Annotated in this window: 19 protein-coding genes; 10 read left to right on the top strand and 9 right to left on the bottom strand. The window is 46.1% G+C overall.

The genetic code is table 11. The annotated features are described in order from the left end of the window. Nucleotides 1–29 precede the first annotated feature (29 nt). The 4 genes from ACT6NU_RS13985 to ACT6NU_RS14000 are packed head-to-tail and all read right to left on the bottom strand — an operon-like array spanning nt 30 to nt 5,467. On the bottom strand, nt 30–1,484 hold the full coding sequence (locus ACT6NU_RS13985; RefSeq protein WP_445382293.1) for an oligosaccharide flippase family protein: 1,455 nt from the start codon (nt 1,482–1,484) through the stop codon (nt 30–32). Beyond that, nucleotides 1,475–2,755 (bottom strand): glycosyltransferase family 4 protein, encoded by a 1,281-nt coding sequence (locus ACT6NU_RS13990; protein WP_445382294.1) that lies wholly within the window; start codon nt 2,753–2,755, stop codon nt 1,475–1,477. Before ACT6NU_RS13990 ends, ACT6NU_RS13985 begins: the two co-directional genes overlap by 10 nt. Beyond that, nucleotides 2,755–5,187 carry a YfhO family protein gene (locus tag ACT6NU_RS13995; protein WP_445382295.1) on the bottom strand — a complete coding sequence of 811 codons (2,433 nt, stop codon included), beginning with the start codon at nt 5,185–5,187 and terminating at the stop codon, nt 2,755–2,757. Before ACT6NU_RS13995 ends, ACT6NU_RS13990 begins: the two co-directional genes overlap by 1 nt. 19 nt (nt 5,188–5,206) lie before the next feature. Then, nucleotides 5,207–5,467 (bottom strand): DUF4834 family protein, encoded by a 261-nt coding sequence (locus tag ACT6NU_RS14000; RefSeq protein ID WP_445382296.1) that lies wholly within the window; start codon nt 5,465–5,467, stop codon nt 5,207–5,209. Nucleotides 5,468–5,544: 77 nt separating this feature from the next. Here ACT6NU_RS14000 and ACT6NU_RS14005 point away from each other — a divergent pair, with 77 nt between their 5' ends. Together ACT6NU_RS14005 and ACT6NU_RS14010 are read left to right on the top strand one after the other, a co-directional pair. Beyond that, entirely contained in the window at nt 5,545–6,594 is a 1,050-nt protein-coding gene (locus ACT6NU_RS14005) for a transporter (RefSeq protein ID WP_445382297.1), read from the top strand. A gap of 81 nt (nt 6,595–6,675) precedes the next feature. Further along, the gene (locus ACT6NU_RS14010; RefSeq protein ID WP_445382298.1) at nt 6,676–7,794 is read left to right on the top strand and encodes a GTP cyclohydrolase; all 1,119 of its coding nucleotides are present in this window, start codon (nt 6,676–6,678) and stop codon (nt 7,792–7,794) included. Between the two features lie 30 nt (nt 7,795–7,824). Here the strand turns inward: ACT6NU_RS14010 and ACT6NU_RS14015 are convergent, their stop codons facing one another. The 3 genes from ACT6NU_RS14015 to ACT6NU_RS14025 all read right to left on the bottom strand — a co-directional run bounded on the left by ACT6NU_RS14015 (nt 7,825) and on the right by ACT6NU_RS14025 (nt 12,434). After that, a complete protein-coding gene (locus ACT6NU_RS14015) occupies nt 7,825–9,084 on the bottom strand; it encodes an aminotransferase class I/II-fold pyridoxal phosphate-dependent enzyme (RefSeq protein WP_445382299.1) in 1,260 nt (419 codons plus the stop codon). Between the two features lie 177 nt (nt 9,085–9,261). Further along, a complete protein-coding gene (locus ACT6NU_RS14020; protein ID WP_445382300.1) occupies nt 9,262–10,302 on the bottom strand; it encodes a PLP-dependent cysteine synthase family protein in 1,041 nt (346 codons plus the stop codon). A 74-nt stretch (nt 10,303–10,376) separates the two neighbouring features. Beyond that, nucleotides 10,377–12,434: a S9 family peptidase gene (locus ACT6NU_RS14025; RefSeq protein WP_445382301.1), complete on the bottom strand. Its 2,058-nt coding sequence runs from the start codon at nt 12,432–12,434 to the stop codon at nt 10,377–10,379. 136 nt (nt 12,435–12,570) lie between these two features. On the opposite strand from ACT6NU_RS14025, the gene ACT6NU_RS14030 reads away from it, so the two are divergent. Further along, nucleotides 12,571–12,897, top strand: coding sequence for a YbaB/EbfC family nucleoid-associated protein (locus ACT6NU_RS14030; RefSeq protein ID WP_445382302.1), 327 nt, complete (start codon nt 12,571–12,573; stop codon nt 12,895–12,897). Nucleotides 12,898–12,936: 39 nt separating this feature from the next. Beyond that, nucleotides 12,937–13,239 (top strand): YegP family protein, encoded by a 303-nt coding sequence (locus ACT6NU_RS14035; RefSeq protein ID WP_445382303.1) that lies wholly within the window; start codon nt 12,937–12,939, stop codon nt 13,237–13,239. Nucleotides 13,240–13,243: 4 nt separating this feature from the next. Here ACT6NU_RS14035 and ACT6NU_RS14040 read toward each other — a convergent pair whose 3' ends face one another. Together ACT6NU_RS14040 and ACT6NU_RS14045 are read right to left on the bottom strand one after the other, a co-directional pair. Next, the gene (locus ACT6NU_RS14040) at nt 13,244–14,272 is read right to left on the bottom strand and encodes a threonine aldolase family protein (RefSeq protein WP_445382304.1); all 1,029 of its coding nucleotides are present in this window, start codon (nt 14,270–14,272) and stop codon (nt 13,244–13,246) included. Between the two features lie 8 nt (nt 14,273–14,280). Continuing rightward, nucleotides 14,281–16,680 carry a zinc-dependent metalloprotease gene (locus ACT6NU_RS14045; RefSeq protein WP_445382305.1) on the bottom strand — a complete coding sequence of 800 codons (2,400 nt, stop codon included), beginning with the start codon at nt 16,678–16,680 and terminating at the stop codon, nt 14,281–14,283. A 172-nt stretch (nt 16,681–16,852) separates the two neighbouring features. On the opposite strand from ACT6NU_RS14045, the gene ACT6NU_RS14050 reads away from it, so the two are divergent. The 6 genes from ACT6NU_RS14050 to ACT6NU_RS14075 all read left to right on the top strand — a co-directional run bounded on the left by ACT6NU_RS14050 (nt 16,853) and on the right by ACT6NU_RS14075 (nt 22,200). Further along, complete coding sequence (locus ACT6NU_RS14050) at nt 16,853–18,316, top strand: circularly permuted type 2 ATP-grasp protein (RefSeq protein ID WP_445382306.1); 1,464 nt, start codon at nt 16,853–16,855, stop codon at nt 18,314–18,316. Between the two features lie 7 nt (nt 18,317–18,323). After that, complete coding sequence (locus ACT6NU_RS14055; RefSeq protein ID WP_445382307.1) at nt 18,324–19,268, top strand: alpha-E domain-containing protein; 945 nt, start codon at nt 18,324–18,326, stop codon at nt 19,266–19,268. Nucleotides 19,269–19,301: 33 nt separating this feature from the next. Then, a complete protein-coding gene (locus ACT6NU_RS14060) occupies nt 19,302–20,150 on the top strand; it encodes a transglutaminase-like domain-containing protein (RefSeq protein WP_445382308.1) in 849 nt (282 codons plus the stop codon). 52 nt (nt 20,151–20,202) lie between these two features. After that, nucleotides 20,203–21,292 (top strand): peptide chain release factor 2 gene (prfB, locus tag ACT6NU_RS14065; RefSeq protein WP_445382309.1). Its coding sequence is split into 2 segments (ribosomal slippage): nt 20,203–20,259 and nt 20,261–21,292, totalling 1,089 coding nucleotides; the frame shifts between segments, so codons are not numbered across the junction. Between the two features lie 17 nt (nt 21,293–21,309). Continuing rightward, nucleotides 21,310–21,654, top strand: coding sequence for an arsenate reductase (glutaredoxin) (gene arsC, locus ACT6NU_RS14070; protein ID WP_445382310.1), 345 nt, complete (start codon nt 21,310–21,312; stop codon nt 21,652–21,654). A gap of 93 nt (nt 21,655–21,747) precedes the next feature. After that, on the top strand, nt 21,748–22,200 hold the full coding sequence (locus ACT6NU_RS14075; RefSeq protein WP_445382311.1) for a hypothetical protein: 453 nt from the start codon (nt 21,748–21,750) through the stop codon (nt 22,198–22,200). The last annotated feature ends 8 nt before the right edge of the window (nt 22,201–22,208 follow it).

Here is a 22,208-nt window from a genome sequence, read left to right on the forward strand (position 1 = left end):
AGCCCCGAGAAAGAATCTCTTTCCGGGGCTTATTTTTTAAGGAATTTCGTGAAGAAGCCTGTTATTTCCTCAGATAAATTAAAGTAGATCACCGAGCCTGCAAATACCAGACAAAGCAGCAGACTTTTAATACCGATGTTCAGCATTGGGTGAAAAGGTAATTGCATCCAGTAAAAAACAAGGACGCAACCCCCCATTAAAATCAAAAGGCGGAAGGTGCTGGCAGACCAGGGCACCAGGGAAAATTTCCAGCGCACAAAAAACAGTTTTGCAAGGTTGTACAGGAAAACGGCAGTGAAAGTTGCATAGGCGGCCCCTTCAATACCAAATACCGGGATCAGCCACATGTTCAGGAGGACGGTGAGGGCCGCCAGAAGCACACCCATCAGCAGCAGGCTGCGATAATATCTGGAATTATAAAGGATGGCATTGTTGATCCCGAGAAAAGAATCGAACAGTTTTACCCCGCCAATGAGCAATACCACTACAAACCCATCACTGTAGTTCTCAGGCAACAACTGGTACAGATCTTCCAGATTCAGCAAAATCAATAAGTAAATCAGTCCCGCCACTGTGAGCAGGCTTTGTGAACTTTTTTTATAGAGCTGGCTGAGTCCCTCCGTGTCCTTCTTGTGTAAAAGGGATGCCGTAAGCGGATAGGTAATCTGGTGCATGGCCCGGGAGGGTACAATAATCACGGTAGCCATAAAAATGGCAACCGTGTAATAGGCGACATTTTCAATTTGTATGTATTGGTTGATCATAAAACGATCCACCTCCAGCAGCAGAACGGCAACAGAGCCCCCGAGGATTATAAGCGTGCTATACCAAATTACGGAGCGCCCGCCACTGATTTTTCCCAACGATAATTTAAAGGGAGTGGTACGCAGTGCATATACCCCCATAATCAGGCAACGAAGCAGGTACAAAAGCACCAGTCCATTTAAAAAAGTTTTTACGTCAATCCGTTGATACGCCAGCAGAATCAGTAAAATCATGACTGCCAGACGTATAAATACCTCTTTTAAAAAGGTTCCGAAGGTAGTCTTGAGCTGTACCCTGCTCCATGCAAAGAATACTTCAAAATAGGCCATGGACATCCCAATAATAAAAATATGCCATACATATCCTTTTACAATCGGATTCTTATGTGCCAGAAAGGCCCCTATGGCGTCATTTGCGAAGTAACTGAACAGACCCAGAGGAACAATTATAACAACAGGCAAAAGTAACATCAGACTCAGGAAGCGATCGGAGCGGTCTGATGTCTTATACCCTTCGTAATATTTAACAAGCGTATTGGGGATTCCAAATGCCATTAACGGCATCAACAGGGTGGCAGTAGAGAGTAAAACACCCACCAGGCCAAAGTATTCTTCTGACATGAATCGGGTATAGAGTACAAGCGTATTAAGTGCCCCCAGGCCAAAACCAGCGTAGGTAAGCATTGTATTCTTAATGGATTGCCTGATTATTATTCCCATAAGAGGATTTTGGCCAATTCTTCAGTGAGCGCCCGACGATGGTACTTTTCTACCCCCTTGGCCGGGATCTCAAGACCCCCTTTACGATAAGCCGAATACCATTTCAGAAGCTGATTCTTTATTTTTTCTTTCTCCGAATATCGGAAAAAAGCTCCGCATTTACTGCGCTCTACCAGTTTGCCTGCCTCCCACCCGGTCGGACCTATTGCCAGAATGGGTCGCGAAGCGGCCATATATTCGAAGAGTTTGGCAGGGATAATTCCACAGGTTTCCGGGGCATCGATCTCAATAAGCAACAAGACCTGTGCGCTTCGCTGGGCCTCTTTTGCCTGTTTATGAGGAATGTATTCGCGTAGTTTCACAAAGGGTTTCAGGCCACAGCTTTCAATGTCCCTAAGGGTCTGTTCACTTACCAAACCAATAAGTTCCAATTGAAAATCCTTTATGAAGCCCTCATCTTCCCCGAGCAGCTCGCCAAGGCCTTCCCACAGCGCCAGCGGATTGCGTCCGCTTAAAAGGGAGCCGATATGTGCTACTGTGAAGGGACCCTTTGGTTGTTCCGCCCCTGCGGGCTTTGAATCATAACCGTTTGTGACTACACTGATCGGCTTTGTAGTGAGCCCTTCAAATTCTAATTTGGTGGTCTCGCTGGTGGTGATAATACGATCGGCCTTGTTGAGTACTTCTTTCTCGAGTTGCAGATGTTTGCGCCTGGCCCATTTTGTCAGGCGGAGGGCCTTGTGATATCCAATAGTGGTCCAGGGGTCGCGAAAATCGGCCACCCAACGTAAATTTTTCTGCTCCCGGAGCTTTAATCCTATCAGATGCACGCTGTGGGGAGGGCCGGTTGTAATCAGGGTTTCTATTCCCTCTTTGTGAATAATCTCAGGTAAAACCTTCAAAGCCGAACCCACCCAGAACTTCCTGGCATCCGGGATAAAAAGATTACCCCTGATCCATAACAAAACCTTATCGGCCAAAGACGGGTTGTCCCGGTTCAGGATTCCGGAGCGCATTTTACGGGTTTTGGACTTCCCCAGAATACCGGCCAGCTTGAAAGGTTCCCAGATTTTATGACGGTAAACACGGAGGCCTTCTGGTACAGCCTGTTGGAGATCTTCGTCAATTATGGGGTATTGTGGATTTTCAGGGATAAAGACAACGGGTTCAATGCCGAATTCCCGTAAATACTTTACAAAATAAAGCCAGCGCTGTACTCCGGGGCCACCGGCCGGAGGCCAGTAATAGGTAAGGATCAGGACTTTTTGCATCAGGCCTCTGGTTTGCGCCTTCTAATGGTACTATACAGAATGCCCCCCAGAATTATCAGTAGCAGGGCAACATTACCGGCCAGGCTGATTTTACTCCCGAAACGGACTACTTCCGGTTCAAATTTAAACAGGATTTCGTGTTCTCCAGCCGGGATCTCCAGACCCCTAAGGGTATAATTCACCCTCAAATGGGCAGTCCTTTTTCCATCAATATAGGCATTCCATCCTTCGGGATAATACATTTCAGAGAAAACAGCGAAGCCATCAGATCCATTTTTTGAATGATACCTGAGAGCATTGGGCTGATAAGAGGCCAAGCGGATCTGGGCAGTAGAATCCCTGGCAAAGGTTTTCCGACTCGCCTCAGGGAAATCGGAGGTGTTAATCAGGGCTGTTTCGGAAACCTGCAGTGTATCCAGGGCTATGATAGCCTGATCTGCAGAAGATACGGGAACAAGGGTTCTGATAAACCAGGAGCTTCCAAGGGCTTCCGGATTGAGGGAAACAGAAGCGGCCCCTTCTTCATCGGGCTGGATAATATATTTGGCATTCAGCATATTGAGCACCCGACGGTTGTTCTTGTACACATGAAATTCAAAAAGGTCCTGCAAGCGGGCCGGTTTTGCCGCATGATAGCCCCCCAGGGATTTGTGAAAAAAAGAAGTGGTTGCCCCGTTGAGCCCTTCATTCAAATTTAATACTCTGTAATAAGCCGTGTCCTGCAGGATTAGCTGATTTACTTTCGTTCTGGCTATGGGCCTCTCCATCCTTCGTGAGGATACAAAATTGTCCTTATCCCAGTACCGTAAATTAACGCCAACAAGGTCCACTACTACCAGAACGGCTGCTGCCGTAATAACCCATTCCCGTTTTAAGTTCTTTCGGAGCGAGACCCATAGAATTCCAGCTGTTAGGGCAATAAGGGTCATGGAACGCAAGGTATCATTGACGTACACCGCTTCCCGGTCTCTCCGGATCAGCGATACGAGCTCTTCCCCGTAATAGCGGGTCATGATCTCGTCACTCCCTCCGGTAAAATCAAAGGCGGACTTTAAAAGCAACAGCCCCAGCCCAATTCCCATCATGCTCAGAAAACTGATGGATAACGCCACTTTTTTTGAGCGCAGGTCTACCTTGGAATTTAAAAAAGCTTTTAAAGCCAAAACAGCCAAAACAGGGGCGCATAATTCCAGGATGACCTGTATGGAAGAAACCGCCCTGAATTTATTGTAGAATGGAAAATAATCAATCATAAAGTCTGTGAGCACGCCAAAGTTCTTTCCCCAGGAAAGCAAAAGGGCCAACAGGCTTCCGAATAGTAACCACCATTTGGCCCTGCCCCGAACCAACAGGATTCCCAGCAAAAACAAAAACAGGATAACCGCCCCGATATAAGCCGGAGCCGCAACAATTGGCTGATCTCCCCAGTACAGCCGCATTTCATTGGTAAATTCCAGGGCCTGAGTTCTGGGAACCCCCTGATCTGTTAAAAAATCGTAGGTGCGTGAGCCCTCTCCCAGCTTTTCTACCGAACCTCCCCCAAATAAGCGGGGAACCAGTAAATTAAGGGACTCTGTTATCCCATAGCTGTATTGAGTGATGTAATCCCTGTCCAGCCCATCCCGACGTGTTTTTGGACTGCCATCCGGATTAATAGTGAGGGCCGAGGTCCCGCGGGTACTCCAGTCTGCGTACTCTTTGGTGGCGAGCAGTGAAGTGGCGTTGGTCAGTAAAGCCAGGGCTACAGCCGGAATCAGTATCCCAAGGCTTATGAAATAGTGTTTTAGCTGCTTTTCCCGAATCGCATAAATCATGTAAACCGCCCCCAGCACCATGACCAGTAAAAAGAAGTAGTAGGTCATCTGAAAATGGTTGGCCTGAATCTCAAGAGCCATTGCCAGGGATGTGAGGATAAAACCCCAGAAGTATTTTTTGCGAAAAGTAAGGATTATGCCCCCCAGAACCATTGGCAAGTAGCCTATGGCATGGGCCTTGGCATTATGACCTACATTTAAAATTATGATTAAATAGGTTGAAAAACCAAAGGCCAGGGCTCCCAGAATAGCCAGGCGGTACTCCACCTTCAGGCAGCACATCAGGATGTAGAAGCCCAGAAAATATAGGAACAAATAATCGGCCGGTCTTGGAAGGAATCGTATTACCCGGTCCAGCTTTTTGATATAATCATGCGGATAGCGGGCCCCGAGCTGGTAGGTGGGCATCCCGCCAAAAGCACTATTGGTCCAATATGGTTCTTCCCCGTATTGATCCCGGAATTGCTCCTGTTCCTCGGCCATCCCTTTATACTGCACAATATCAGACTGATAGATCACCTTCCCCTGCAAAACGGGATAGAAATAGGCAAGAGCCGCCAGTCCCAGAAAAGTTATTACGAAGAAATGTCTGAGGAATGCGTTAAAGTTAAATTTCATTGGTCGGTTGAAAGGAATTTTACTCTATTTCTTCGAAATCGATATACTCCCCTACGTCCGAATTGGTTTTTCTGGTTTTCACGGGGGGTTTGTCAATACTGACCTCTCCCACTTTCTCATCCTTAAGCGGTCCCTTATCCCGGGACTGAAAAGTAGTATTGAAATAAGATTCTGTTTTTCGGACGGCATATGCATGAATCCAAGGCTGAAATATCCTGCCCAGTATTTTTAGCAGGTAGTAACCGAGGATTATAAATAAAATTGTTCGTAAAATGCCCATATTATGGAGTCTCTGTATATCAAAAGTACAATTCTGTCGTTTTATAAACAGTACAAAAGTCCTAAAATAAATCTAAAATGGCTGTAGCACCTTATAGAATGTACCTTCACAGTATATCTGTATATCTATTATTAATCGTTTTTTTTGCTGGCCTCAGCACCCGTGCACAGTATACAGATGTAATCAATTCCAACCGGCCCGGAAAGGCCGTAAGCGCTTATGCCGTTGGCAAGAACGTGATTCAGGCGGAAGCCGGGCTTTTTTATGAAATGCAGGATCATAATCTGATCAATACTGAATCCGACATTTTCGGTAGTGATATCGCACTACGATACGGCCTTTTCTTTGAAAAACTTGAAATTCACTGGGAGGGTATTTTCCAGCAACAGCAAATCGATTTCCTCAACATTGACCTGCAGGAAACGTATACAAATTTTTACCGGAATCGACTGGGGCTTAAATTCCTGCTTTTTGACCCTTACAAAAACCCGGAGCGAAACAAACCCAACTTATACAGCTGGAGGGCCAATAATGTATTTCAGTTTAAAAACCTGATTCCGGCCATATCTGTTTATGCCGGAGCCAATTTTAATCTGGGTGATAATCCCTTTTACCCCGACGATCCGATAGTGTCACCCCGGGCCATGATTGCCACCCAAAGCAAACTCACGCCCCGTATGGTGCTTATTTCCAATATCGCCTATGACCGTATTGGTACCGACTTTCCGGAATGGAGTTACCTGGTTTCCCTGTCCAGGGCCCTTCGCAACCCCAAATGGAGCGTTTTTATAGAAAACCAGGGGATCAGTAGCGACCGTTATTCGGATATTCTCCTCAGGGGTGGGGTTGCGCATCTGTTCAGTGAAAATTTCCAGGCAGACCTGCTCCTGGGGGGAAGTTTTAAAAATACCCCCAGCCGCCTGTTTATTTCCAGTGGGGTATCCTACCGACTCGATTTCCATAATGATGACCCCATCCCTATTGAAGACCAGGACCGCATCGGCAGAAATAGCATGAAGAATCAGGGCAAACCCGCCGGAATGTCCAAAAAGGAACTGAAAAAACTCCGCAAAAAGGAACGAAAGGCCCGTAAAAAAAAGAAAAATGACTGGGATATAGGGTCCTGAGCCCTCATCGTATTTTATTAACCGCTTCTGTTTTATTCTGTTCGGATTTATTCCTAATATTGGGTCGTTCAAAATGCTGTAATGGTTGAAATCAAAGAAGTCCGGTCCAAAAGCGAACTGAAAAGTTTCATTTGTTTCCCTTTCGGTTTATACAAGGATTCACTCTACTGGGTTCCCCCGATTATCAAGGACGAGATGGAGAGCTTTGATCCGCAGACCAATCCGGTATTCCAGCATGCGGAAGCCCGATTTTTTCTGGCTTATAAAAATGGAAAAATTCAGGGAAGGGTAGCCGCCATTATCAACTGGCAGGAAGTAAAGGAGCAGGGGCTTAAAAAAATGCGTTTTGGGTGGTTCGACTTTGTAGATGACCCTGAGGTCTCAGAAGCCCTGTTGGAAAAGGTAGCGTCTGTTGGCAGGGAGCATACGCTTGAGTACATGGAAGGCCCTATGGGTTTTTCCAATATGGACAAGGTAGGGGTGCTCACTGAGGGTTTTGACCAACTGGGTTCCATGGTTACCTGGTACAATTACGAATATTACAAGGAACATTTCCGTGCCATGGGTTTTGAAGTTGAGAAAGAATACCTGGAAAGCAAATTCCCTGTTGTCAATGCAGACCCTAAGTATTTCAAAAAAATACAGGGCCTGATTAAACAGCGATATGGCCTGAAGGCAATGAATTTCAGTAAAACTTCTGAACTGATGCCTTATGTGGACCAGATGTTCGATCTTTTTAATGAGACCTATTCCCGTTTGTCTTCATTTGTACGGATTTCAGATGCACAGAAAGCTTATTTTAAAAAGAAGTACATTTCCTTTATCAACCCGGAATACATCAAGTTTATTTTGGACAGCGAAGAACGCCTGATTGCCTTCGCTATTGTAATGCCCTCCTTTTCCAAAGCACTGCAGAAGGCCAAAGGAAAACTTTTCCCACTGGGATTCATTCACCTGCTCCGCGCCAAAAGATATAATAAGGATGCTATTTTTTACCTGATAGGAATACACCCCGAATACCAGAATAAAGGCGTTACAGCCATTATTTTTAATGAATATTACGAGATCTTTCGAAAAAAAAGGGTTCAGATGTGCTATCGAACTCCTGAGCTTGCCGATAATAAAGCTATTCAGGCGCTTTGGAAGAATTTCGACCCCAAGGTATACAAACGCAGGTGTACCTTCAGAAAAAGCCTGTAAAAAAAAGCCGGAGCTTAACTCCGGCTTTATTTATTCTCCCATGGCAGCAGCTACAGCCGCCGAGAGGCGTTTGTAGGTGCCATTCTCGAGGCGGTCGCGAATAGCGGAAAATGCCTCAAGGGTTTCGGTAATATCTTCAGCAGTATGGGTGGCCGTTGGGATCATTCGCAGCAGGATCAAGCCCTTGGGAATAACCGGATAAACCACAATTGAGCAGAATATTCCATAATTCTCTCTCAGGTCCTTTACCAGCGCCATGGCTTCCGGGATACTGCCGTTCAGGTAAACCGGGGTAACGCAACTACTGGTTGTTCCTATATCAAAACCTCTTTCTTTCAGACCGTTCTGTAATGCGTTTACATTCTCCCAGAGTTTATCTTTCAGCTCCGGCATGGTTCGCAACATGTCCAGCCGCTTTAGAGCGCCTTTAACATAGACCATAGGAAGCGACTTGGCAAACATCTGCGAACGCAGGTTGTATTTTAGATAATCAATAATTTCCTTATCAGCAGCCAGAAAAGCCCCGATTCCTGCCATGGATTTTGCAAAAGTGGCAAAGTAAACATCGATATCGTCCTGAACTCCCTGCTCCTCTCCGGCACCAGCTCCGGTCTCCCCCAGGGTTCCAAACCCATGTGCATCATCTACCAGCAGGCGAAAGGTATATTTCTTTTTCAGGGCAACTATTTCCTTTAGTTTTCCCTGTTCCCCGCGCATTCCGAATACGCCTTCAGAAATAACCAGAATTCCGCCACCAGTCTGTTCGGCCATTTTGGTAGCCCGTTCCAGGTTTTTTTCGAGGGATTCAATGTCATTATGTTTGAATGTAAAGCGTTTTCCAACGTGCAGTCGAACCCCGTCGATGATACAGGCATGGGAATCCACATCGTACACGATAATATCATCCTTTGAGACCAGGGCGTCTATAGCCGACATAATGCCCTGATATCCGAAGTTCAGCAAATAAGCAGACTCCTTACTGACAAAAGCCGCCAGTTCCTGTTCCAGTTGCTCGTGGTAATCGGTATGACCACTCATCATCCGGGCTCCCATTGGATAGGCCGCCCCGTGTTCAAGGGCGGCATCCCCGTCAACTTTTTTAATTTCCGGCAGGTTTGCCAGTCCGAGATAATCATTTATACTCCAGGTGATTACCTCTTTTCCCTGGAATTTCATCCGGTTTGATATTGGGCCTTCCAGTTTGGGGAAAACAAAATAACCCTCAGCCTGTGATGCCCATTTACCCAATGGGCCTTTATTTTCAATTATCCGATCGAATATATCTCTCATGTAGCTTAGCTTGGTTTAAATATTCGCAAAAAAAGCCAAATCCCGGACGGATGGCTTTCAGCGCTAATTAAAGGGCAAAAGTACAGAATTTTGCAGAGGAATCATAAAAATTTCACATGCGACCGGATGCACTTGCTATCCGGGGCCTGGGACTAATTTGAAAAGAGAAGTCTTGTATTATTTGATAAATTCGATTTGCTTGGGTTCTTCAACATGCTTGCTGTCAAAAAAGCCCTGGGCGTCCATCCACTGATCGCTGTAGACCTTACTCATGTAGCGCGATCCATGATCCGGAAATATTACCACTACCCTGCTCTTTTCGTCGAAGGTGCCCGAGGCCTGCAATTGTTTGATCGCCTGCATTACCGCCCCGCTGGTATAACCCGCAAAAATTCCTTCTGTGCGACAAAGCTCCCTTGCGGTGTGCGCGCTTTCCTCATCAGTAACCTTGATGAATTCATCAATGATTTCGAAGTCCGTAGCCTCTGGGATCAGGTTCTTCCCTAGCCCTTCAATGCGGTAGGGATAGATTTCAGCGGTATCCAGTTCTCCGGTCTCGTGATATTTCTTAAGTACTGACCCGTAGGCATCTACACCAATTACTTTAATATCAGGGTTTTGCTCTTTTAAAAAACGAGCCGTTCCGGAAATAGTCCCCCCGGTCCCGCTACAGGCCACAAGATGCGTAATTTGCCCGGCAGTCTGTTCCCAGATCTCAGGGCCGGTGCTCCTGTAATGCGCCTGTATATTAAAGGCATTAAAATATTGATTGATATAAACAGAACCCTTGGTTTCCTCATGCAGGCGCTTGGCTACCTGATAGTAGGATCTGGGGTCGTCTGCACTCACGTGGGCCGGGCATACGTATACCTTGGCTCCCATGGAGCGAAGCATATCTATTTTATCTTTGGAAGATTTTGAACTAACCGCCAGAATACACTCATACCCTTTGATAATACTCACCATTGCAAGACTAAACCCGGTATTCCCGGATGTAGTTTCTATAATAGTGCTTCCGGGCTTTAGCAAGCCGCTTTTTTCTGCCTCTTCAATGATATAATGCGCAATGCGATCTTTGGCGGAATGGCCAGGGTTAAAGGCTTCCAGTTTGGCGTAGTATTCCCCCGGAAAGCTTGCAGTAAGCTTGTTCAGGCTTACCAAAGGAGTGTTGCCGATAAGTTCAAGGATGTTGTTGTAGGCCTTAATCTTTTGTTCCATAAAGTAAGGTTAGGTGAAAGCATTCCTGCAGTAGGAATTACTTTACGGGGACAAAATTACTATATTTTTTTTTATTAGCTGTTTTTCTGTTCCCGATCAATCAGAAAGGCGTATTCCCTGGCGGTCTCCCGAAGGGCTTCAAACCTTCCGGATGCGCCCCCGTGGCCGGTATCCATATTGGTATAAAGCAAGAGCCGGTTTGTATCGGTTTTGAGCGCCCTGAGCCGCGCTACCCATTTGGCGGGTTCCCAATACTGCACCTGAGAGTCATGTAGCCCGGTTATAACCAACATATTCGGATAATCCTGAGGCCGGACATTATCGTAAGGCGAATAAGACAGCATATAATGATAGTATTCCGGATCATTCGGGTTCCCCCACTCGTCGTATTCCCCGGTGGTGAGTGGGATGCTTTCATCCAGCATGGTCGTTACCACATCTACAAAGGGGACCGCAGCCACCACCCCATTATAGAGGCCGGGAGCCATATTAATAACCGCTCCCATCAGCAGCCCTCCGGCCGAGCCCCCGTATGCATAAAGATGTTCAGTTTGCACATATCCGGCCTCCACCAGATATCTGGAACAATCGATAAAATCAGTAAAGGTGTTTTTTTTATGAAGCAATTTGCCCGCCTCATACCAGGGCCTCCCCAGGTATTCCCCTCCCCTGACGTGGGCAATGGCATATATAAAGCCGCGGTCCAAAAGGCTTAGCCGTGTAGTTGAAAAATAAGGATCGGTGGTGCTTCCATAGGAACCGTAAGCGTACTGTAGCAAGGGGCTGCTCCCATCCAGGGGGGTGTCCTTATGGTACACTACAGAAATGGGCACCCGCTCCCCGTCGCGGGCTGGGGCCCAAAGGCGCATGGAACGGTAATTTTCCTCCTTAAAAGTCCCCCCCAGCACTTCCTGCTGTTTTAGAATGGTCTTTTCCCTGGTACGCATATTAAAATCGACAATGCTGTAAGGGGTGGTCATGGCATTGTAAACATAGCGCATTGTTTCAGTATCGAAATCCAGGTTTACGTATGGGTATGCCACGTAGGTCTCGCTCTGGAAAGGAAGAAAATAGGATTCCTGACCATCCCATCGATTGATCTGTATCCGGCTCAGGCCATTATCCCGCTGCGAAACAACATAGTAATCCTTAAATATCTCTACATCTTCCAGCAGTACATCTTCCCGGTGCGGAATGAATTCTGACCAATATTCGGAAGCCGTCTGCCGGGCAGAGGTCCGCATGAGCTTAAAATTAAAGGCCCCGTCTTTATTGGTAAGGATATAGAAGTAATCCTTAAAGTGGTAAATAGAATACTCCACTCCCCTTTGCCTTTCAGCAAAGATCCTGAAATCGGCCTCTGGCTGATCCGCCCTTATAATCCTGTATTCTGAAGTAAGGGTACTGAAAGAACCAATTACAATATATTCCCTGGATTTGGTTTTGTATACATAGGTGCTAAAGGTGGTATCTTTCTCTTCGTATATCAGAAGGTCTTCTTCAGGGTCGGTTCCCAAAACATGCTTGTAGACTTTATCAGATCTGAGGGTTTGCGGATCTTTGCGGGTATAAAAGAGACTCTTGTTATCCGATGCCCAAACGGCACTGCCCGTAGTGTTTTCTAACAAATCTGCTAAAAGCTCCCCGGTATTCAGATTTTTTATACGAATCGAATACTGCCGTCTGGAAACCGTATCTACCCCGAAGGCTGCATATTGGTTATCCGGGCTAATGGAGATCCCCTTCAGGTTGAAATAGTCGTGCCCGGCTGACAGCTGGTTACAGTCAAAAAGCATTTCCTCCTCCGCTCTGAGATTCCCTTTTTTACGGGTATAAAAAGGATATTCCTTTCCGGTTTCATAGCGAGTGACGTACCAGTAACCGTTATATCGGTACGGAACGGAGGTATCATCTTCCCTGATCCGTCCTTTCATTTCCTGAAACAAGGTTTCCTGCATCTCCTTTGTTTGGGCAGTCATTGCCTGATAATAAGCATTCTCTGCCTTCAGATAATCAAGCACCTCCTCGCTTTCCCTTTCTCTTAGCCAGTAGTAATTGTCAATGCGAATATGGCCGTGTTTTTCCAGCTTTTTTGGCCTTATTGCAGCAACAGGAGGATTGGGTTGAGACATAACTGGATGCAGATTAGTAAAGGAAGATGCAAAAATAATACTTAGGGAAAGAATGATGCCCCATCACTGAAATGTTTTTTTATGAAAGCGGTATGATTCAATTTAGTAATTTTGGAAGACCAAAAAGAGAAATAACATGTTTGGAGATTTGATGGGAATGATGGGAAAATTAAAAGAGACCCAACAGAAAGTACAGCAAACCAAAGAGCGCCTCAATGGAGTAAGCCTGAAAGAAACGGGGGCTGAGGGTCTTATCGAGGTCGTTATAACAGCCAACAGGGAAATAAAAGAGGTGCAGATAGACCAGTCACTGCTGCAAGACCCGGAACAGTTATCGGATTATTTGGTAATTACCCTCAACAAGGCTATTCGAAAAGCCGGTGAAATTCACGAAAAAGAACTGGCTGCGGTTGCCAAAGAAGGAATGCCCAATATTCCCGGCCTGGATAATTTTCTGAAATAAAAACTTTTATTAACCCTCAATTAAACCCGCATTCAATTGTTGGAAGTAGTTAAAGATACCGACCAAGGTTATAAGTTTCTGGTTAAGAGCAGCCGGGGGCATACCCTCTTGGAAAGCGTACCCTTTAATTCCGAAAAGGATGCCCTTCAAAAGATGCAGGCCCTTAAACCCCTTGTTAAAAGTTCCGTCTGTTTCGAGCGAAAAACGGATCATACGGGCAAATTTCAGTTTTCACTCAAGGATGAACAGGGTATAATTATTGGCAATAGCCAACTTTATCGATCTGAAGCTGGAATGGAAAACGGGATCAAAAACACCCGAAACTGCATCATTTCTTCATGAGCTGCTAAACTGAAAGTTTCTGGATAACGGAACAGGTATAGTCATGCATCTGGTCCGTATAATCCAGATGGGTAACCATGCGGAGTTTCCCTTGCCCCATGCCAATCAGGCGAATCCCCTTTTTCTCCAGCCTTTCGGTCATTTGGGTGTCATCAATCACTTTTGATTCCAATTCGAATATCACAATATTGGTCTCCACCGGCGCCACGTAGCTCACGAAGTCTTTAGAGGCCCAGATTTCACCCAGTTCCCTGGCCTTCCTATGATCTTCCTTCAGACGGTTGATATTATGTTCCAGGGCGTACAGGCCTGCAGCAGCCAGATAACCTGCCTGCCGCATCCCACCCCCCAAAACCTTTCGAATCCTCAGGGCTTTTTCCATATGTTTCCTTGTGCCCACCAGCAGCGAACCAACCGGACATCCCAGCCCTTTGCTAAGGCATACACTTATAGTATCAAATAGTTCTCCGTACTGTTCTGGGGTTTCGGCTTTGGCAACCAGGGCATTCCACAAACGCGCCCCATCCAGGTGGAAGGCAAGTCCATGGGTGTCACAAACCGTTCGGATACGCTTCAGTTCTTCGAAGTCCCAGCAGGCACCTCCCCCTTTATTGGTAGTATTCTCCACACAGACAAGGGAGGTAAGGGGGCTGTGGTAAAAGTCCGGTGGATTGATGGCAGCCTTTACCTGTTCAGCGGTCATCATTCCCCTGTCCCCATCCACCAACTTACAGGAAACCCCGCTGTTAAAGCTTACCCCGCCTCCTTCATAATTGTAAACATGGGCAAATTTATCGCATATCAGTTGTTCCCCGGGTTGTGTATGCAGTTTAATTCCCGTTTGGTTGGTCATTGTGCCGCTTGGAAAAAAAAGGGCAGCTTGCATTCCGAAGAAATCAGCAACCTTGTTTTCCAGTTCATTTACAGTTGGGTCTTCCTTAAAGACATCATCCCCTACCCTGGCATTCATCATTGCCTCCAACATGCCGGCACCGGGGCGGGTCACTGTATCGCTGATCAGATTAACTTCCATGCCTCTATTTATTGAAAACAGGCCATCCCAATCGGAGAACCGTCCGGTATTACAGGAACTTGCGGGACTTTGAACAGCTCAGGGTGCTCAAAAAAACGGTCAATGCGCCGTACCATCTCCCTGGCCGTTGCACTGCCCCCTGATTTAAGCAGGTCTGCTCTAAGCGATCTTAAGGCAGCTGCGGCAACCGCGTTGACCTGGGGATGCACCGCATCCGAATGTGCCAGCACCATTATATGGTATAAAACCCTGAAATTGACAACCTCCTGCACCTGTCTCAAAAAGTCAGATTTTGGACTTGAATCCACCGTTTGCTCCCGCAGTCTTCCCAAAACCTCCTTAAGCGATAACTGCCCGGGATTAAGGCCTTGTTGCTGGATTAATCGACTTGCCCTTTCAGGGTGCAACAAAAGGCCAAGGGTCATATCTGCTGCCGTTTCAGCACTTGCGAGTGCATCAAAACTCAATCCGGCCCGGCCCTTAAAAGATTCCCTGCCTGCGGGATAGCCTTTGGCCCGGGGAGGGAAAAGCCCCAGAATTCGCTGAGGAATGGCCAGATTGGCGGCCTGAAGCGTCTTTAATATTGCGTCAAGTGCTTTCTCCTGCTCCCCGCGGGGCAGGGTCTTCCAGGGAATGCTGCCATCGCCCCGAACAGCATAAGAATAGTCTATCCCTCCTATTAGCTTGGTAGCGGCCTCCGTCTGGTAACGGTGGAAGAAATACAGGGGTACGAAAACGTCTTCAAGCACAGAATAGGGCTCGCCTGTGCGGATATTGGCTATTGAGAAATTTTCTATGGCCGCATTTCTGATTCCTAAAACACGCTCCAGCTCTTCTGCTGCGTCGGGACCGTTGTCCCACAGGTGTCCAAAGGCATGTGCACCACCGCTGGGCCGTGCATCCTGGTCGGAAATATAGCGAAGCCCCTGCTCCGCAGCATCTTTGAGGATATCATCCAAGGCCTCTCCCTCATTTGTCCCTTCGGGAAAATCAGAATAGGCATAAGCCACACTTACCTTATCCCACTCTCCGATACCGGTATCGTATGCCTGGGAAAAATCAATATTTCCATTTTGCAGCCTGAAATAGGGATGCGGATAATCCATAACCGAAGCCCGGTTGTTGGTGCTGGCCGCAAAATTATGTGCAAAGCCAAGCGTATGGCCAATTTCATGGGCAGAGAGTTGCCGTATGCGGGCAAGGGCAAGCTCCAGCATTTGTGCCGTATTCTCATCCGAAGTCTCAAAAGGTTTGTTGGCCAGGGCCTGTGCAATCATAAAGTCCTGACGGATCCTGAGACTTCCAAGGCTCACATGCCCCTTAATAATTTCACCCGTACGCGGGTCCTGTACACTGTTCCCGTAACTCCAGCCACGGGTAGAACGGTGAACCCACTGAATAACATTGTAACGTACGTCCATTGGGTCCGCATCATCGGGCAGTATTTTAACCTGAAAGGCGTCTTTGAATCCGATTGCTTCAAAGGCTTGGTTCCACCATTGTCCTCCCTGCAACAGTGCGGAACGAACTGGTTCCGGAGTACCATTGTCCAGATAATAGATTATGGGCTCCACGGCTTCACTTACAGTTGCAGAAGGATCCTTTTTCTCGAGCCGGTGCCGGGTTACAAATCTTTTAACGATGGGATCTTCCACGGGGGTAGCGTAGTCATAGTAGGAAAACATATTCGCCCCGCTCCTGGGGTCATAAACCCTTTTTTCAAAACCATCATCTGGTAGCTCGATCAGGGAATGGTGCTGGGCAACAGTTACCAATTTCGGGTTTGGGCTAACCGAACGAATATAGCCGCCTGCGGGACTTCCTTTAAAGGTGAGCATTACATCAAACTCACAATTTTTTGGAAAAGCTCTGGTTCGTTCCAGGTTCATGGCGCTTTTGGAGCCGTCCAGAGAATACGATCCCTGTTTGCTGCGCTTGAGCCGGTCTGAAACCCCGTGAGCGTCCTGCATCAAAAAATCCGTAAAATCAATAATATAATTGGCTCCTATGGTTTCAACGATAGGAAAGCCAAATAGTACTGAACTGGCAAATGCCTGCTCCACGGATTTTCGTTCCAGGGAATTTTCTGTAAGGGCGCGGAACTTCATATTGGGCTGCATCAGTAAAATTTTATTCCCTGCCTTTTTGAATCGAACTAATTGCTCACTGCCTAACTGACCCCGGTCCAGGCCAATATCGTTGCTGCCAATACCACTGCTCAGGCCGTAAACATACAGAAAGTCTGTATCCAGCTTATCTACCACCAGATAAATTTTGTCTTTAGTGTCATCGTAATAGAAATCAAAATAACCTTCATATTTCTGGAAAGATTTGCGTTGCTCAGAAAACTGGGCCGAGGTCGCCGAAAAAATAAAAAAACAGGCGGCAAGCAGGTATATGTTCTTCATGGAAATGATTTTGGCTTAAATGTATAAGAAAATGCCCTTTTATAAAAGCTGGTATCTATATATTGGCCACACTAAAATCATTAAAAGCCTCCAGATTCGGATTTCCAGATTATTAAAGTGGTAATTACTTTTATAATTCTTAAAAAACAGTATCTTATTTGAAAGATTGAATATGAGCAAAGCGAAAAACACTATTTTCGATTCTTACGAGAGAAACCCGGTCTTATTTGATGAGATTTTCGATCGTGAGGGAGAAGTGACCAAAGTCTACAAAAAGCTTTTTAATCTCTACGGAAAACAGTCTCTTGAAGAATATAATCAGTTAAACAGCAAGGCAAAGTCTGCTTTTTTTAACCAGGGTATAACCTTCAGGGTATACGGAGACCAGAAAGCCAACGAGAAAATCTTTCCCTTTGACCTGTTCCCAAGGATCATAGGAGCAGCCGAATGGGCACATATAGAAAGCGGTGCAAAGCAGCGTTGCAGAGCTTTAAATGCCTTTCTTTGGGACCTGTACCACGATAAAAAAATCCTGAAAGACGGGGTTATTCCTCTCGAACTGATAAACTCCTCCGAAAATTATCTGGATCAGATGCAGGGAATAGATCCTCCGGGGGGCATTTACAACCATATTTCCGGCACTGACCTGATCCGGCACAGCGATGGGGAATTCTATGTGCTGGAGGACAATATCCGCTGCCCTTCCGGGGTGAGCTACGTATTGAGCAATCGTACAGCCCTGAAAAGGGCGCTGTTCGGGGTTTTTAACCATTACCAGGCTCACACGGTAACCAATTATGCTGAAAATCTTCTGGACCTTCTGGAATCTGTAAAACCGCAGGGGGTGGATAGCCCTAACACAGTTGTATTAACCCCCGGCATGTACAATTCTGCCTTTTATGAACATTCCTATCTTGCCAAAACCATGGGAGTGGAATTGGTGGAGGGCAGGGATTTGTTCGTGGAGAATGACTTTGTCTATATGAAAACCATACGGGGGCCCGAAAAGGTAGATATTATATACAGGCGTATAGACGATAAATTCATCGACCCCCTGGAATTTTTGAAGGATTCCACCCTGGGCGTGCCTGGGTTATTTGCAGCCTATCAGAAGGGAAATGTTACCCTGGCCAATGCACCAGGTACCGGAGTGGCCGACGATAAGGCTGTTTATACCTATGTCCCGGACATTATCCGGTATTATCTCGGGGAGGAGCCCATCCTGAAAAATGTACACACCTACCATTGTAACCGGCCTGAAGACCTGGAATTCGTTCTGGATAACATCCGGGAACTGGTGATCAAACCCGTTGATGAAGCCGGGGGTTATGGCATTTCAATCGGCAATCGACTGAGTGATGAGGAGGTGGAGAAAGTACGGGCCGAAATTAAGGCAAGCCCGAGAAAATACGTAGCACAGCCCATTATGTCCCTTTCGGTGCACCCTACCTATATAGAAGACACAAAATCCTTCGAACAACGGCATATAGACCTGCGTACTTTTACGGTGCTGGGGCAGGAAAAGGATTTTGTTTTAAAGGGAGGCCTTACCAGGGTTGCCCTGCGTCGCGGTAATTTAATTGTTAATTCTTCTCAGGGAGGCGGATCGAAAGATACCTGGGTGCTTAAAAAATAATCAATTCATGTTAGCAAGAGTTGCGGATAATCTTTTCTGGATGGGGCGTTACCTGGAGCGTGCAGAGCATATGGCCCGCTTTATTAATGTCAACTATTTTTCATCCCTGGATGCGCCTAATGAACTTTCCCAGTCCCGGCAGTTCGTTTTGAGTTCCATGCTGCAAATGATGGGAGACCCTGATGCGGGGAAAACCAACCTGCAGGAAAACAAGGTCTTGCACAAAATAGGCTTTAGTAAAGAAAACCCGATCTCCATTTACAATACAATAACCTATGCCCGGGAAAATGCCAATAGTGCCAGGGACTTGATTTCCACAGAATTATACGAGTCAATCAATAAATTCTACCACTTTGTTTCAGATTATCCAGAAAATAAATTCGTCAAAACCGGGCTTTTTGATTTTACGATGCAGGTTACCGAAATGACTGCAATCCTAAGGGGTAAGATCAGGGCCACCCTTTTACACGATTCCATTTATGCCATTATCATGATGGGGGTTAATATTGAAAGGGCCTTTCAGATTACCCGCATCATCAACGCGAAGTACAACGACGCTAAAAAATCACAAGGCAGCTACGGCGATCGCTTCAGCAACAGTTACGAATGGACTACGCTTTTAAAATGTGCGGAATCTTACGATATGTTCCGAAGGCTTTACAAAAAAGCCCCAACCAGCATAAGCACCCTGGAATTTCTGATATTGAATCCGGATTGTCCCAGATCCGTAATGAATAGCCTTAATCAGGTATACAAGCATATTTGTGTCCTGGATACAACTCACAGGCATCCGAAGGATTCCACAGCTTTCCTGGTGGGTAAGGTACGGGCGGAATACCAATATAAAATTGTAGAGGATATTGAAAAAGATATACAGGCCTTTATCGATCATATTTTATCTGAACTGGCCAATATTGGGAATTATATGGAAAAAGAATTTTTCAATTATTAAGTACCAGACAAATAGTCTTTTCTTTACCCGCCTATGACACAGCTTTACAAGGTTCAGTATGAGTCCGAGAATGAATATGAGCATCCGCTCATTGAGGCGTACTGGCAATTCCTGATCATCCCTGAAGTTTCGGAAGGGCAGCAGCTGCTCAGTGCAGAATTCACCAACAGCCTCGGTTTACCCTGGGAATATTCAGTAAATCCGCTGGGATTCCAGGCCATTCGCCTGCGTGCCAGACAGTCCTTTCAACAAATAAGTTTTAAGGGTGTTTTTACCCTTGAAAAAGCACACACAAACCCCTTTGATTTCGATTCAGGAGCATTGGTTCCTTTTTTTGAAGATCAATTCGGCAAGTTGGATTTTAAGGTTGCGCATCAGCGTTATTTACGACATACCCGGCTAACCACATTGCCTGAAACCAAGGAGATTTTCCGTTTTGAGGAGCATGCAACCGCTTTTGAGAATTTAAAGGCGCTCAACGAATGGGTAAACAAGCTCCTGGAATATAAAGGCGGGGTTACCCATGTGGAGAGCGGCCTGGATGAAGTACTTAACATTAACAAGGGGGTTTGCCAGGATTTTGCACATTTATTCATAGCAGTTGCCCGCAAACACGGGATACCGGCCCGGTATGTTTCAGGATACCTGCATCAGGGGCTGGGATATTTTGGAGATTCCCAGATGCATGCCTGGACAGAGGCGTTTATTCCGTCCATCGGATGGCTGGGGTTTGACCCCACTAACAACTTACTGGCAAGCACAGACCATATCAAAGTGGCCCATGGGAAAGATTACGCAGACTGCGCAGCTATCAAAGGAGTTGTTATTGGTCCCGGAGGGAATGAAAGCCGGCATAAGGTAATTGTGGAATCCCAGCAATAATAGCATTTGCTTTCATAAAAACATCTTATTTTTGCCCCATTAAAAATCTGATATGAACGACAAGCTGAAAACGCTTTTGGAACGCCTTGGCGCGTTAAGGAGGTATCTTTGACATAGATGCCAAACGCATCGAAATCCAGAACGAGGAGGAAAAAACCCTGGCGCCCGGCTTTTGGGATGATCCAATGGAAGCCCAGAAGGTGATGAAAACCCTTAAAGGGAAAAAGAACTGGGTAAGGGATTTTGAACAGGCCAAACGCTTAGTCGGAGACCTGGAAGTACTTACCGAATTTCACGAACAGGGGGAGCTTGGCGACGAAGAACTGGCAGAACAGCTGGAAAAAGCCGAACAGGCCATTGAACAGCTGGAGTTCCGCAATATGCTCTCCGAAGAGGGAGATGATCTGACCGCCGTTTTACAGATAACCGCCGGTGCAGGGGGTACGGAAAGTTGTGACTGGGCTTCCATGCTCATGCGTATGTATATGATGTGGGCTGAGAAAAATGGATACAAGGTCAAGGAGCTCAATTACCAGGAAGGGGATGTGGCCGGGATCAAAACAGTAACCCTTGAAATTGAAGGAGACTATGCCTTTGGCTGGTTAAAAGGGGAAAATGGAGTGCACCGCCTGGTCAGAATTTCTCCTTTCGACAGCAACGCCAAAAGACACACCTCCTTTGCCTCTGTCTATGTCTACCCTCTGGTAGACGAGTCCATAGAAATCGATATCAATCCCTCAGACATTGAAATAACTACTGCCCGATCCAGCGGGGCGGGAGGGCAAAATGTCAATAAAGTTGAAACCAAGGTACAATTGTATCACAAACCCAGCGGGATACAGATTTCATGCTCAGATTCCAGATCGCAGCACGACAACCGTGCAACAGCTCTTAAAATGCTGAAATCCCAATTGTATGAAATCGAATTGCGCAAAAAGCAGGAAGCAAGGGATGCTATAGAATCTTCCAAGATGAAAATTGAATGGGGCTCACAGATACGCAATTACGTAATGCATCCATACAAGCTGGTAAAAGATGTGCGCAGCGCAGAGGAAACGGGGAACGTAGACGCCGTTATGGACGGGGATATTGACCGTTTCCTGAAAGCCTATCTGATGATGATGGGGCAGCATGAAAGTTAATTATACAATCCTTAAATATGGTACAGATCTATCACAACCCCAGATGCCGCAAGTCCAGGGAAGGCCTGGAATACCTAAAGGGAATTAGTGCGGATATAGAAATAATCGAATATCTGAAAAACCCGCTTAGCCCGGAGCAACTCAGGTCCCTCTTAAAAAAACTACACATGTCTCCATGGGAACTCCTGCGAAAAAACGAGGCCATCTGGAAAGAGAAATACAAGGGAAAAGAAATAAGCGCGGATGAATTGATCGGTATCATGACTGAAAATCCGAAACTGATCGAACGCCCAATTGTTGTAAAAGACCAGCGGGCGGTAGTGGCCAGGCCTGCCGATACCATCAGGGATTTATTCTCCTGATTTATTGTTTAATATATTTTTTGATTGTTTAACAAACATTTAACCATTAGGGCTTAAACCTAAAGCGACCTAAGGAATCTAAAAACCGAAACCATGAAAAAAATAATTTTCATTTTAATGCTTCTGCTGCTCTCCAGCCAGTTAGCCCACAGCCAATTTGGACGAAACGGATATTTGGGAAGACAACGTACAGCCATTCCAAGGGGTCCGGAACCGGAACCGAAGAAACCTGAACCGAAGACAGCGGAAGAAATGGTAGAAGAGGAAATGCCAAAACTCACAGAAGCCCTTGAATTGAACGACTTCGAGCAGGCAGTGGTTTCATCTATCCTGACCAAGTATCTAAAACAACGCATCGAACTTCAAATTTTAGAACTGCCCGCAGATAAAATGCGGGAATCCCTTGAAAAGATCAGTATTAACCAGAGCAAAGAACTGGAAGAGGGATTACCTGTGGAGAAATACGAGGCTTTCGTAGATCTTCAGGAAAACGGTTACAATAGCAAAAAGAACAAGAAAAAGAAGAAAAAGAAAAAGAAAACCTAAACCCCCTT

The sequence above is a fragment of the Robiginitalea rubriflava genome (assembly GCF_052540725.1).